Here is a 519-nt window from a genome sequence, read left to right as displayed (position 1 = left end):
CTTACGACCAGATCGACAAGGCTCCTGAGGAGAAGGCGCGCGGGATCACGATCTCGACGGCGCATGTCGAGTATGAGACGGCGAACCGTCACTACGCGCATGTCGACTGCCCGGGCCACGCCGACTACGTGAAGAACATGATCACGGGCGCCGCTCAGATGGACGGCGCGATCCTTGTGGTGTCGGCCGCCGACGGCCCGATGCCGCAGACGCGCGAGCACATCCTTCTGGCGCGTCAGGTCGGCGTTCCGGCGCTGGTTGTGTTCCTGAACAAGTGCGACATGGTCGACGACGCCGAGCTCCTGGAGCTTGTCGAGCTCGAGGTTCGCGAGCTTCTGTCGAAGTACGATTTCCCGGGCGACGACATTCCGATCGTCAAGGGTTCGGCGCTTGCGGCTCTCGAGAACAAGAGCCCGGAGCTTGGCCATGACGCCATCCTCCAGCTGATGGCGGCGGTCGACGAGTACATCCCGCAGCCGGAGCGTCCGATCGACCAGCCGTTCCTGATGCCGGTCGAGG

At 64.4% G+C, this 519-nt stretch carries 1 protein-coding gene; it reads left to right on the top strand.

The window, feature by feature from the left end; translation table 11 throughout:
- Positions 1 to 519: GTP-binding protein (locus PKE75_RS13120; protein ID WP_271169197.1), on the top strand; the 519-nt coding region annotated here is incomplete at both ends.

Source organism: Hansschlegelia plantiphila, assembly GCF_027922265.1.
Classification (GTDB): domain Bacteria; phylum Pseudomonadota; class Alphaproteobacteria; order Rhizobiales; family Methylopilaceae; genus Methylopila; species Methylopila plantiphila.
Note: the sequence above shows the minus strand (reverse complement) of the source record. Positions and strands in the feature narration are given on the sequence as shown.